11 protein-coding genes are annotated in these 12,581 nt (G+C 62.5%); 5 read left to right on the top strand and 6 right to left on the bottom strand.

Going from position 1 to position 12,581, the window contains the following annotated elements; all coding sequences use genetic code 11:
* Nucleotides 1-82 precede the first annotated feature (82 nt).
* From M727_RS0127455 to M727_RS0127445, 3 genes are all read left to right on the top strand, one after another.
* A complete protein-coding gene (locus M727_RS0127455) occupies nt 83-1,204 on the top strand; it encodes a sugar ABC transporter permease (RefSeq protein ID WP_027155319.1) in 1,122 nt (373 codons plus the stop codon).
* An 11-nt stretch (nt 1,205-1,215) separates the two neighbouring features.
* The gene (locus tag M727_RS0127450; protein WP_027155318.1) at nt 1,216-2,133 is read left to right on the top strand and encodes a carbohydrate ABC transporter permease; all 918 of its coding nucleotides are present in this window, start codon (nt 1,216-1,218) and stop codon (nt 2,131-2,133) included.
* Between the two features lie 190 nt (nt 2,134-2,323).
* The gene (locus tag M727_RS0127445) at nt 2,324-3,346 is read left to right on the top strand and encodes an aldo/keto reductase (RefSeq protein WP_027155317.1); all 1,023 of its coding nucleotides are present in this window, start codon (nt 2,324-2,326) and stop codon (nt 3,344-3,346) included.
* Nucleotides 3,347-3,442: 96 nt separating this feature from the next.
* Here M727_RS0127445 and M727_RS0127440 read toward each other — a convergent pair whose 3' ends face one another.
* The 4 genes from M727_RS0127440 to clpP form a co-directional block, all read right to left on the bottom strand.
* Entirely contained in the window at nt 3,443-3,715 is a 273-nt protein-coding gene (locus M727_RS0127440; protein ID WP_023798342.1) for an HU family DNA-binding protein, read from the bottom strand.
* 194 nt (nt 3,716-3,909) lie between these two features.
* Nucleotides 3,910-6,321 carry an endopeptidase La gene (gene lon / locus M727_RS0127435; RefSeq protein WP_027155316.1) on the bottom strand — a complete coding sequence of 804 codons (2,412 nt, stop codon included), beginning with the start codon at nt 6,319-6,321 and terminating at the stop codon, nt 3,910-3,912.
* 303 nt (nt 6,322-6,624) lie between these two features.
* A complete protein-coding gene (gene clpX, locus M727_RS0127430; protein WP_027155315.1) occupies nt 6,625-7,899 on the bottom strand; it encodes an ATP-dependent Clp protease ATP-binding subunit ClpX in 1,275 nt (424 codons plus the stop codon).
* Nucleotides 7,900-8,193: 294 nt separating this feature from the next.
* Nucleotides 8,194-8,823: an ATP-dependent Clp endopeptidase proteolytic subunit ClpP gene (gene clpP / locus M727_RS0127425; RefSeq protein ID WP_027155314.1), complete on the bottom strand. Its 630-nt coding sequence runs from the start codon at nt 8,821-8,823 to the stop codon at nt 8,194-8,196.
* Nucleotides 8,824-9,157: 334 nt separating this feature from the next.
* Here clpP and M727_RS0127420 point away from each other — a divergent pair, with 334 nt between their 5' ends.
* A complete protein-coding gene (locus M727_RS0127420) occupies nt 9,158-9,748 on the top strand; it encodes a hypothetical protein (RefSeq protein ID WP_027155313.1) in 591 nt (196 codons plus the stop codon).
* 1 nt (nt 9,749) lies between these two features.
* Here the strand turns inward: M727_RS0127420 and M727_RS0127415 are convergent, their stop codons facing one another.
* Nucleotides 9,750-10,853, bottom strand: coding sequence for an FAD-dependent oxidoreductase (locus M727_RS0127415; RefSeq protein ID WP_027155312.1), 1,104 nt, complete (start codon nt 10,851-10,853; stop codon nt 9,750-9,752).
* Nucleotides 10,854-10,956: 103 nt separating this feature from the next.
* Between M727_RS0127415 and M727_RS0127410 the strand changes: the two genes are divergently transcribed.
* Complete coding sequence (locus tag M727_RS0127410) at nt 10,957-12,213, top strand: cytochrome P450 (protein WP_027155311.1); 1,257 nt, start codon at nt 10,957-10,959, stop codon at nt 12,211-12,213.
* On the opposite strand, the gene M727_RS0127405 is transcribed toward M727_RS0127410, so the two are convergent.
* Entirely contained in the window at nt 12,214-12,564 is a 351-nt protein-coding gene (locus M727_RS0127405; RefSeq protein WP_027155310.1) for a cupin domain-containing protein, read from the bottom strand.
* Nucleotides 12,565-12,581 lie beyond the last annotated feature (17 nt).

Here is a 12,581-nt window from a genome sequence, read left to right as displayed (position 1 = left end):
CTGCAGCTTTGACCGGCCAGCCGGTCATAACAACTTGACCGGCCTGCCGGTCATAGCAGCCTTCAGTGAACGGACGGGACGCGTGGCTGACCAGACCTTGCCCACCAGTGCGTGGCCGGCAAACGCCGCTCCATCCGATCTGATATCGCCGGGCCGCAAGCGGCTCGGCCGGGCGTTGATGGCCGCTGCGACGCTCGGCCTGCTGGCCGTGATCGCAGTCCAGATCCTTTACAAGTCAGAGGTCAACACTATCGGCTTCGAGACCTGGCGGCCGGTCGTCTATGCCTATGTGCTGTGGGGTGTTGCACTCGGCGTCGGCCAGGTGCTGACACGCGGCGAAGACGGCCAGCGCGCGCTGTTCCTGCTGCCGGCGCTGCTGTTCACCATCGCCATGGTGATCTTCCCGACGCTGTTCGGCTTCTACATTGCGCTGACCGACTGGAACCTCAGTTCCTTCTCCGGCCGCAAGTTCAACGGGCTCGACAATTTCTGGCAGATGCTGGCCGATCCCTATTACCGCAACGCGCTGTTCAACATGGTGCTCTATGTGCTGGCGGTGCTGGTCGAATACGTCATCGCCTTTGGCCTCGCTTTGCTGCTCAACGCACAGATCCGAGCGCGTAAATTCTTCCGTGTCGTCTTCCTCATGCCGTTGATGCTGTCGCCGGTCGCGGTGTCGTGGATGATCGGCAAATCGCTGATGGAATACCGCTTCGGGCCGGCCGCGGCGCTGGCGCGCCAGTTCGGCTGGGAAAACCCCGCCTTCTTCTCAAACCCGATCACCGCCCGCATCTCGATCATGGTGCTGGATGCCTGGACGTTCATCCCGTTCATGATGATCATGCTGCTCGCCGGGCTTCAGGCGATGTCGCGCGAGGTGCTTGAGGCGGCCAGGGTAGACGGCGCCAATGCCTGGCAGACGTTCTGGCAGGTCACCTTCCCGCTGATGCTGCCGGTATCGGTGACGGCGATCATCCTGCGTATCATCTTCAAGCTGAAGCTGGCCGACATCATCATCACCGTCACCTCGGGCGGCCCGGGCGGCGCGACCGATTCCGTGTCGAGCTTCATCTACCGCGAGTATCGCGACCGCTCGAATGTCGGCTACGGCACCATGCTGGCGATGGCCTACCTCATCATAATCATCGTGTTCGTGACGTGGCTGTTGAAATTCGCCAATCGCTTCGTGCGCAACGTCAATTGACAGGCGGCCAGATGAGCGTCCAGACCACCGACTACGCCGCTTCCGAAATCCGCTCGCCGGCGAGCTTTTTCGCCAACCGCGTCTTCATCTATGGCGCGCTGGTGTTCTGGGCCTTCATCTGCCTGTTCCCGATCTACTGGACGATAACCACCTCGTTCAAGACCGCGGTCGACGTCACCCAGGGCCATCTCATCCCGTTCGTCGACTTCCAGCCGGACTGGAAGGGCTGGCGCTCGCTCGGCCTGTCGCCGGATGCGATCTTCCGGACCTCGACGGTGCGCGACGAGTTCATCAAGCGCTTCATGAATTCGGTCATCACCTCGGTCGGCGCATCGAGCCTCGCCATCGTCATCGGCAGCCTCGCCGCCTACGGCCTCACCCGCTTCCGCTATCACTTCGCCTGGTTCAAGAACGAGGACATCTCCTTCTTCTTCCTGTCGCAGTTGATCCTGCCGCCGGTGGTGCTCGCCCTGCCCTTTCTCGTGCTGTACCGGGAAGTCGGCATGCTCGACACCCGCATCGGGCTGATCCTGCTCTACACGCTGATGGTGCTGCCGATCGTCATCTGGATCATGCGCGACCAGTTCAACTCGATCCCGGTCGAACTGGAGGAAGCAGCCCTCGTCGACGGCCTGTCGATCTGGGGCGCCTTCTTCCGCATCGTCATGCCGATCGCGCTGCCGGGCATGGTCGCGGCCTTCATCCTGGCGATGGTGCTGTGCTGGAACGAGTATTTCTTCGCCGCGCTGCTGACCTCGACCGACGCAAAAACCATCCCCGTCATGGTGGCGAGCCAGACCGGCTCGCAGGGCATCAACTGGTGGTCGATGGCCGCACTCGCCACCGCCGCGATCACGCCGCTCGCCGTCATCGGCATCGCGCTGGAGCGTTACCTGATCATGGGCATGACCGCAGGCGCGGTGAAGTAGCAGCTCCGTTCTTCCTTCTCCCCTTGTGGGAGAAGGTGGATCGGCGCGCAGCGCCGAGACGGATGAGGGGTGCTGGACGGAATGAGGCGTTGGTGTTCCCTGGAACACCCCTCATCCGGCCGCTGCGCGGCCACCTTCTCCCACAAGGGGAGAAGGAAGAACCGCGCTAGAAATGAGGAAAAGGCAGTATATGAAGACACGGCATTTCGACCGCATCGGCAATGGCGGCATCGCGTTCACGGAACTTGGCTTCGGCACGGCGCCGCTCGGCAATCTTTATCGTGCCGTCTCCGACGAGGATGCCAACGCCACCCTGGAGGCTGCATGGCGGGTCGGCTGCCGCTACTACGACACCGCGCCGCTCTACGGGCTTGGCCTGTCGGAAACGCGGCTCAATCCGTTCCTGCGCTCGAAAAAGCGCGACGACTATGTGCTGTCGAGCAAGGTCGGCCGCATCATGCGCGCCTGCCCGCCGGACCAGCGCACCGGCATCGGCAAGTTCTTCGACACGCCGTCGCGCCGCGAGGTCTACGACTACAGCTATGACGGCGTCATGCGCTCCTTCGAAGCCTCGCTGGAGCGCCTCGGCGTCAACCGCATCGACATTCTTTTCGTGCATGACGTCGACGTCTTCACCCATGGCAGCAAGGAGGCCGCGGACCAGCGCATCGAGGAGTTCATGCGCTCGGGCTATTACGGGCTGCTGTCCCTGCGTGACCAGGGCATCATCAAGGCGTTCGGCGGCGGCATCAACGAATGGCAGGTTGCCCAGACACTTGCCGAGCGCGGCGACTTCGACCTGTTCCTGCTTGCCGGGCGCTATACGCTGCTGGAGCAGGAGGCGCTACAATCCTTCCTGCCGCTATGCCAGAAGCGCGGCATCGGCATCGTTCTCGGCGGGCCGTATAATTCCGGCATCCTGGCAACCGGACCGAAGCCCGGCGCCTATTACAATTATACCGAGGCGCCGCAGGACATCCTCGACCGCGTCACGCGCATCGAGGCCATCTGCAAACGCCACGGTGTGCGCCTGATCGAGGCCGCACTGCAATTTCCGCTGCTGCACCCTTCGGTCGTGTCGGTGATCCCCGGCGGCCAGCGGCCGAGCGAGGTCGAAAGCAATCGGTCGCTGCTCGACGCGAAGCTGCCATCAGCACTCTGGGCCGATCTCAAGCAGGAAGGGCTGATGCGCGCCGATGCGCCGACGGCATAGAGCCGCCTGCTGCTGGCCGACAAGATAGAAGGAAGGCGCAAAAGAAAAGCCGGGCATGCCCGGCTTTTCTGGTCTCTGAAAAGGGTACGAAGGCGCTTAGTTGACTGCGTCCTTGAGGCCCTTGCCGGCCGAAAACTTCGGCACGGTGCGCGCCGGGATCTGCACTTCTGCGCCGGTCTGCGGATTGCGGCCGGTCGATGCAGCGCGTTTTGACACGGTGAAATTTCCGAAGCCGACAAGCCGGACATCGCCGCCCTTCTTCAGTTCGCCGGTGATGACGGAGAACACCGCATCGACCGCCGACTGCGCGTCACCCTTCGAAATACTCGCGGCATCGGCGACAGCGGACACCAGTTCGTTCTTGTTCATAAAAATTCCCTTCCATGAGAAACCGGAACGTACGACTCATCCGGCAGGAAACGGACTTTAGAAAGAAGCGCTTCCGCAACCAAGTCGAAAAGCGTCAAAAGAGTCGAAAAAACCCCGGAATTCCGGGGTTTTTCACATGAAAGAGCCGGGCGCCAGGCCCGGCTCTCCGTTGTGCATTGCAACTTTAGCACGTGCTAATGAGCTAGCGACTTGCTGGCGTCGTCTCCGGCATCCACCGCAGCCGGCGCATTGACCGGCTCGACCCACTCGATCGCCTCCGGCATACGCACCAGCGCATGGCGCAAGACTTCACCGACCCGCCCGACCGGAACGATCTCCATACCGTTCTTGACGTTGTCCGGAATCTCGGCCAGATCCTTGGCGTTGTCTTCCGGGATCAGCACCTTCTTGATGCCGCCGCGCAGTGCTGCAAGCAGCTTCTCCTTGAGCCCGCCGATCGGCAGCACTCTGCCGCGCAGCGTGATCTCGCCGGTCATCGCCACGTCGGCTCTGACCGGGATGCCGGTCAGCACCGAGACGATCGCCGTCGCCATCGCCACGCCCGCCGACGGTCCGTCCTTGGGCGTTGCGCCTTCGGGCACGTGGACGTGGATGTCGCGCTTGTCGAACAGCGGCGGCTCGACGCCGAAATCGAGAGCCCGCGAGCGGACATAGGAGGCCGCCGCCGAGATCGATTCCTTCATCACGTCGCGCAGATTGCCGGTCACCGTCATGCGGCCCTTGCCGGGCATCATGACGCCTTCGATCGTCAGCAGCTCGCCGCCGACTTCCGTCCAGGCGAGCCCGGTGACAACGCCGACCTGATCGTCGGCCTCGACCTGGCCGAAGCGGAAGCGCGGAACACCAAGGTAATCGGCGAGATTGTCCGCCGTGATGTCGACCGTCTTCTTCTTCGTCTTCAGGATCTCGGTCACCGCCTTGCGGCCGAGCTTCATCAGCTCGCGCTCCAGGCTCCTGACGCCCGCTTCACGGGTGTAGGTCTGGATGATACCGCGGATCGCGTCCTCGCCGACGGAGAACTCCTTCGGCTGCAGCGCGTGATCGCGGATCACCTTCGGCATCAGGTGGCGCTTGGCGATCTCGATCTTCTCGTCCTCGGTGTAGCCGGCGATACGGATGATCTCCATGCGGTCCATCAACGGCGCCGGGATGTTCAACGTGTTCGCCGTCGTCACGAACATCACGCTCGACAGGTCGTATTCGACCTCGAGATAGTGATCCATGAACGTCGAGTTCTGCTCGGGATCGAGCACCTCGAGCAACGCCGACGACGGATCGCCGCGGAAATCCTGGCCCATCTTGTCGATCTCGTCGAGCAGGAAGAGCGGGTTGGATTTCTTCGCCTTCTTCATCGACTGAATGACCTTGCCGGGCATCGAGCCGATATAGGTGCGCCGGTGACCGCGGATCTCGGCCTCGTCGCGCACGCCGCCCAGCGCCATGCGGATGAACTCGCGGCCGGTCGCCTTGGCGATCGACTTGCCGAGCGAGGTCTTGCCGACGCCGGGAGGTCCGACGAGGCACAGGATCGGCCCCTTCAGCTTCTTCTGGCGGCTCTGCACGGCGAGATATTCGACGATGCGGTCCTTGACCTTGTCGAGGCCGAAATGGTCAGTGTCGAGCACGTTCTGCGCGAAGGCCAGATCCTGCTTGACCTTGGAGTTCTTGCCCCACGGTATCGACAGGATCCAGTCGAGATAGTTGCGCACGACGGTCGATTCAGCCGACATCGGCGACATCGTCCGCAGCTTCTTCAGTTCGGCTTCCGCCTTTTCGCGGGCCTCCTTGGAGAGCTTGGTCTTCTTGATGCGCGCCTCGATCTCGGCGGCCTCGTCGCGGCCGTCCTCGCCCTCGCCGAGCTCCTTCTGGATCGCCTTCATCTGCTCGTTGAGGTAGTATTCGCGCTGGGTCTTCTCCATCTGGCGCTTGACGCGCGAGCGGATGCGCTTCTCGACCTGCAGGACGGAGATCTCGGCTTCCATGAAGCCCATCGCCTTTTCCAGCCGCTCCTTGACCGAAAGCGTGGCCAGCATCTCCTGCTTCTCGGGGATCTTGATGGCAAGATGCGAGGCGACCGTATCGGCGAGCTTGGAATAGTCGTCGATCTGGCTGGCGGCACCCACCACTTCGGGCGAGATCTTCTTGTTCAGCTTGACGTAGTTCTCGAAGTCGGTGACGACGGAACGGGCCAGCGCCTCGACCTCGACCTCTTCCTCATCCGGTTCGACCAGCGCCGCGGCGCGGGCCTCGTGGAAGTTGGGACGGTCGGTGAACGAAACGATTTTCGCGCGCGAGGCACCTTCGACCAGCACCTTCACGGTGCCGTCCGGCAACTTCAGCAATTGCAGCACATTGGCGAGCGTGCCGATGTCGAAGATCGCATCGGACTCGGGATCGTCATCGGCGGCATTCATCTGGGTCGCAAGCAGGATCTGCTTTTCCTGACCCATCACCTCTTCCAGCGCCTTGATCGACTTTTCACGCCCAACGAAGAGCGGAACGATCATGTGCGGGAACACCACGATGTCGCGCAGTGGGAGGACTGCGAAGACGCCGTCGCTGGGAGCCTTGGATATTTTGGCCATTGTCCAACCTTTCATGTCGCGACCGCCAATCGGCCAACCGCGATTCTCATATTAACGACCGGGGATGGTTCCGCCTACCACCGTTTGTGACGGGAGTTTTACAGCACAGAATTCGGCGCCACGGCCTTCTTCCGTTAGTTGGAGGCACGCGAGGCAAAGATCAAGGGTCGACACGAAACCGTTCATCCAATCCGTCATAATCCATTCATCACAAGTCGGGCCGTTCATCATAGCCTGCCGATCCGCAAACGGCAAAACGGCGCCTTGCGGCGCCGTTTGAAGAACTCCACTACAGGACTGACGTCAGGCGCTGACGTTGCCCTTCTTTTCCTTCTGCTCGGAATAGATGTAGAGCGGCCTGGCGTTGCCGGACACCACCTCTTCCGAAATAACCACTTCGCGCACGCCTTCCAAGGCCGGCAGCTCGAACATCGTGTCGAGCAGGATCGCCTCCATGATCGAGCGCAGGCCGCGCGCGCCGGTCTTGCGCTCGATGGCGCGTTTGGCGATGGCCGACAGCGCATTCTCGTGGAAGGTCAGGTCGACATTCTCCATCTCGAACAGCCGCTGGTACTGCTTGACCAGCGCGTTCTTCGGCTCGGTCAGGATCTGGATCAGCGCCGGCTCGTCGAGGTCCTCCAACGTCGCCAGGACCGGCAGACGGCCGACGAACTCAGGAATGAGGCCGAACTTCAACAGATCTTCAGGCTCGACCAGACGGAAAACGTCGCCGGTGCGGCGATCCTCGGGCGACGCGACGGTGGCGCCGAAGCCGATCGAGGTCTTGCGGCCGCGATCCGAGATGATCTTGTCCAGCCCGGCGAAGGCGCCGCCGCAGATGAACAGGATGTTGGCGGTGTCGACCTGCAGGAATTCCTGCTGCGGATGCTTCCTGCCGCCCTGCGGCGGCACGGAGGCGACCGTGCCTTCCATGATCTTCAACAGCGCCTGCTGGACGCCTTCGCCCGACACGTCGCGGGTGATCGAAGGATTGTCCGACTTGCGCGAGATCTTGTCGATCTCGTCGATGTAGACGATGCCGCGCTGGGCACGCTCGACATTGTAGTCGGCCGACTGCAACAGCTTGAGGATGATGTTCTCGACGTCCTCGCCGACATAGCCGGCCTCGGTCAGCGTCGTCGCATCGGCCATGGTGAACGGCACGTCGATGATGCGGGCCAGCGTCTGCGCAAGCAGTGTCTTGCCGCAACCTGTCGGGCCGATCAGCAAAATGTTGGACTTCGCCAGCTCGACGTCGTTGTTCTTGCCGGCATGCGCGAGCCGCTTGTAGTGGTTGTGGACGGCCACCGACAGCACGCGCTTGGCGTAGGGCTGGCCGATGACGTAGTCGTCGAGAACCTTGAGGATCTCCTGCGGGGTCGGCACGCCCTCGCGCGACTTCACCATCGAGGTCTTGTTCTCCTCGCGGATGATGTCCATGCAGAGCTCGACACATTCGTCGCAGATGAACACCGTCGGGCCGGCGATCAGCTTGCGCACTTCGTGCTGGCTTTTGCCGCAAAACGAGCAATAAAGCGTGTTCTTGGAATCACCGCCGCTGTTGCCGACCTTGCTCATTTTCATGTCCTTTCATAGCCGCCCGCCGATGGTCTGGTTGAAAGGGCGCATAACTCAATCTATCGCGGGAAATCGCCGCCGCCAGTAGTCCGGCTCCCGCAACGCATTCCATACGAAACACATATCAGAAAACGTCGCAATGATTCGCATCAACCCCGCACAAAGCTAAGCCGTCGAAAATCAACATAGGCTTAACGTAGGCAATCGCTCCCGTCGAGGGAACAGCCAATTGTGGCCGAAATGCCGCAAGCGGGATCAAAAGCGTGTTTTCCCGCCATCCAACCGCCACCGGGCTTATGTGGCAATGCCCTCGACCGGCTCACGCGACGAAATGACCTTGTCGATGAGGCCGAATTCCCTGGCCTCGTCGGAGGTCATGAAATGGTCGCGGTCCAGCGTCCTTTCAATCTCGTCGTAGCTCTTGCCGGTGTGCTTGACATAGACCTCGTTGAGGCGGCGCTTCAGCTTGATGATGTCCTGGGCGTGGCGCTCGATGTCGGAAGCCTGGCCCTGGAAGCCACCGGAAGGCTGGTGGACCATGATGCGGGCGTTCGGCGTGGCGAAGCGCATGCCCTTCTCGCCTGCGGTGAGAAGCAGCGAGCCCATCGAGGCGGCCTGGCCGATGCACAGCGTCGCCACCGCCGGCTTGATGAACTGCATGGTGTCGTAGATCGCCATGCCCGAGGTGACGACGCCGCCGGGCGAATTGATGTAGAGGTTGATTTCCTTCTTCGGATTCTCCGCTTCGAGGAACAGGAGCTGCGCGCAGACCAGCGTCGCCATGCCGTCCTCGACCGGACCGGTGATGAAAATGATGCGCTCTTTCAGGAGCCGCGAGAAAATGTCGTAGGCCCGCTCGCCGCGATTGGTCTGCTCGACCACCATCGGAACGAGGTTCATGTAGGTTTCGACGGGGTTCTTCATGGACTATCCCTTATTGAAGATGGGATTCCGGCGCCGGAGATGAGCAAGTCGGGCAGAATCGGTTCTGGATCGTTATCCCTGTAAATAGGATGTCGGCTCACCCTAGCGCAAGGCCGCCCCTCCTAGCCATCCGGTTAAGTCGAATCAAGGTTTCTGCACAGAATTCGCCCGAAGCTGCGCCGGCTGCTGTTGGAGCGGCGCGGCTGCGCTGCCGGGTAACAGTTTCTTAACCGCGTCGCTTAACGAAATGTGCCGAAACCGCTTTCCCGGGACACGGCTTCCCCTACAATTCAACGTTGAGCTTGCGTGGAAGGTTCAAACAGGGGGGAGCGCAATGATCGGGAAAACGGCTTCCTCGGCCATCGCCAGCCTCGCCGTCCTCGGCATGGTGTCCGAAACGGCTGCCGGCGGGCGCGCCGTCGAGTGCTACGAGCAGGTCCACAGGCCGGCCGTCTACGAGACCGTCTACGAAAACGTGCTCGTCAGCCCGGCCGGTCAGCACGTGGAATACGTTCCGGCGATCTACGGGACGCGCGAACGGGTGGTGCAGATCGCACCGGCGCGTGTCAGCTACGAGATCGTGCCTGCCATCACCCGCACCATCTACCGCACGGTGAAGGTCGATGACGGCGGCTACTCCTGGGAATGGCGCGTCATCAACGGCCGCAAGGTGCTGTGCAAGATCAGGCACAAGGCGCGCTATCAACGGGTGGCCGAGACCGCGGTGGTGCAGCCGGAGCGCCAACGGCGCGTCGTCAGTCCCGCCGAGTATGAGAGCATCGCCGAGGAGGTTCTGGTGCAGCCCGAGCAGCGGCGGATCGTCAATTTTCCCGCCACCTACCAGACAGTGGCGCGCCGGGTTCTGGTCCGCGAGGGCTCGTCGCGCTGGCGGCAGGTGCGAATTCCGCGGCACTGCCGGTATTAGGTCAGACCGCTTCGGCCCGCAGCCACGCCTTCAAGCCGCCGACATCGCCATTGCCGACGGTCGCTGCGACACGCCTGCCGACCGCCGCGCCGAACTTGTAGCCGTGGCCGGAGCAGGCCGAGACGACAAGGCATTTGCCCTTCTCATGCGCCAGGAACCTTTCGTCGGCGGTGAATGTGTAGGCGCAGGTGACGACCTCGGTGACCTTGTATTCTTCGACACGGGCGATCGGGGGCGAAAACAGGTCGCGGATCGCCTCGCCCTCGCCCGCCACCGGCTGGCGGTTCCAGTCGGCATCGCTGGTCGGCACCCTGTGCAGCCCTGAGCCGAATTTCATGCCGGCGCCGCCGGACGGCGGGATCACGTAGCCGTCGACAGCGCCGCCGACGTCGAGGATGACCGGGGCCGAATGCCATGCCGCTTTCAGATCCGCCGGCGGTTCGACATAGGCGAGCGCGGTGCGCCAGGTCTTCAGGTCGCCGCCCAGTTCCGGAAATAGTTTCAGCACCCAGGCGCCGGCGGTGACGACGATGCGGTCGGCCTGCATCGTCTCGCCGCTTTCAAGCACGAGGCGGCCAGCCTTGGCGTCGACCTCCGTCACCTTGCTGTTTTCGTAGACATTGGCGCCGGTTCTCCGCAGCCATTCGGCGAGGCGGGAGGCAATCTTGCGACAATGCAGCGCACCACCCTCCGGCGAAAAATACGCGTAGCGGAACGAGCCGGGCTGCAGGAACCGCCAGCGCTTGGCCGCGGCGTCCGACTCGAACAGTTCGATCGGGTAGTTCCCGGCTTTCATGCCCTCGCGGTATTCCTCGGCTTCGTCTCCCGGCTCGCGCGAAATGCAGATGAAGCCGCGCGGGTCGAGATGGTGCTCGCCGAGATCGGCCCACATCTCGTCCCAGGCCTCATAGGCTTCGGTGATCAGCCGGCCATAACCCGAGGCTGCGCCATAGGCGCGGCGGATGATGCGGTGATGGTCGCCTGAGGCGGCAAGCGGATTGGGAATCGGTCCCTGCTCGACGATCGAGACCTGGTGCCCTGCCTTGACCAGCGACCAGGCCGTCGACAGTCCCGCAATGCCTGCGCCAACCACGATCACATTCATCAACTCACTCTTTCCGCAGCCGCGCCGCCGGCCAACACGAAGGATCACCGGGCGCCAACATACGGTCTGGCGTCAAGCTGGCAAGCCGCGCTAATGATCCACAATGACCGATTTGGTGCCACCGACTTACCTGGCCTTCAATCCGGCCACCCGCCATGTGCGGCTCGATCCGCACGAGGCGGCTTTCTTCCAGAACCCCTACGCGGCCTATGCCTTCATGTATGGCGCATCGAATGTCTTCTTCTGGGAAGAGTTCGGCTTCTGGTGCTTTGGCGGCTTCGACGACGTCAGCCGGCTGCTGCGCGACCGCCGCTTCGGCCGCCACAACCCGGCCGGCATCCCTGACAGAAGCGGCGTCGGTGAGGACCGCATCCATCTCAGCAGCTTCGACGGCATCGAGGCCAATTCGATGCTGGAGTTGGAACCGCCCGTTCACACCAGGCTCAGAACGCTGGTCAACCGCGCCTTCGTCTCGCGTCAGGTCGAGCGGCTGAGGCCGCGCGTCGAGGCGCTGGCCAACGAACTGATCGACCGTTTCGAGCCGGGCCAGGTCGACCTGCTGCCGGCCTTCGCCTCGCCTTTGCCGATCACCATCATTGCCGAGATGCTCGGCGTGCCGGTCGAGATGGGGCAGCAACTCCTCGACTGGTCGCATCGGATGGTCGCCATGTACATGCACGGCCGCACCCGCGAAACGGAAGAAACGGCCAATCGCGCAGCACATGATTTTTCGGATTTCCTGCGCGGCCATGTTGCCGAGCGGCGCAAAAACCCCGGCGACGATCTGCTGTCGCTGCTGATCTCGGCGCAAGACGATGGCCAAAGACTCTCTGAGGACGAACTGGTGTCCTCGGCCATCCTGCTGCTAAATGCCGGCCACGAGGCGACCGTCCACCAGACCGGCAATGCGGTGCGCGCGATTCTCGCGCAAGGCGGCGACCCGCGCCGCTTCTTCACCTCGCCACAAACGACCACCGCCACGGTCGAGGAATGCCTGCGCTTCGACGCGCCGCTGCACATGTTCACGCGTTATGCCTATGAAGACATCGAGTTCGTTCCCGGCATTCTGGTGCGGCCGGGCGAGACGATCGGCCTGCTGCTCGGCATGGCCAATCACGACCCGGCGGCCTTTGCCGAACCCTTCGCCTTCAGGCCGGATCGCGCCGACCAGAAGAACGTCTCGTTCGGCGCCGGCATTCATTTCTGCATCGGCGCGCCGCTCGCCCGGCTCGAATTGCAGGTATCGCTGAAAACCTTGTTCGACCGGCTGCCGCGGCTCCATCTGGCCGAACAGCCGCGTTTTCGCGACACCTATCATTTCCACGGGCTGGAAAGACTCGTCGTGCACACTGCACAATGATCAAAGCTTGATCACATACTCCTTGCGTGTCGTTTCAAGCACTTCCCAGCTTCCCCTAAAGCCCGGCCTGAGCACGAAACTGTCGCCGGCGCTGACGGTGCGCGCCTCGCTGCCCTCCTCGGAGATCACCGAGACGCCCGACAGGATGTGGCAGAACTCCCACTCGCCGTATTCGATGCGCCATTTGCCCGGCGTCGCCTCCCAGATGCCGGCATAGAGGCCGCCGTCGCGTTCCTCGACATTCCAGGTGCGGAATTTTGGATCGCCTGAAATCAGGCGATCCGGCGCCGGCGCCCCAGGTTCCGGCTCGACGCTTTCAATATCGACGGAGAGAAATTTCGGCGCGGTCATGGAAACTCCTTCCAGCG

Origin of the sequence: Mesorhizobium sp. WSM2561 (assembly GCF_000513915.1) — a bacterium.
Lineage (GTDB): Bacteria > Pseudomonadota > Alphaproteobacteria > Rhizobiales > Rhizobiaceae > Mesorhizobium > Mesorhizobium muleiense.
The sequence above is the reverse complement of the archived record's forward strand: the minus strand, read 5'-3'. Positions and strand labels throughout refer to the sequence as shown.